Annotated in this window: 1 pseudogene; it reads left to right on the top strand. The window is 66.9% G+C overall.

The features are described 5' to 3' along the window. A pseudogene (locus tag ACQG3P_RS19930) lies at positions 1-266 on the top strand (DNA replication/repair protein RecF); the annotation flags it as partial.

Below are 266 nucleotides of genomic sequence, written 5' to 3'. Positions count from 1 at the left end.
CGCGCGGGCAGGCCAAACTCACCGCCCTCACCTGCCTGTTGGCCCAGGCGGAAGATTACGCAGACCAGCGCGGCGAATGGCCGGTAATCGCGCTGGATGACCTCGCGTCCGAGCTGGATCGGACCCATCACGCGCGGGTACTGGATCGTCTGCGCGCAGGCCCGGCGCAGATATTCATCACCGCCACCGAAACGCCCGCCGCGCTGCTGGACCGCACCGATATCACCCGGTTCCACGTGGAACATGGCCACGTCCAGCTTGTGCCA

Source organism: Stenotrophomonas sp. SrG (assembly GCF_050031795.1).
Taxonomy (GTDB): Bacteria; Pseudomonadota; Gammaproteobacteria; order Xanthomonadales; family Xanthomonadaceae; genus Stenotrophomonas; species Stenotrophomonas rhizophila_A.
This window is presented reverse-complemented; position numbering and strand designations above follow the sequence as displayed.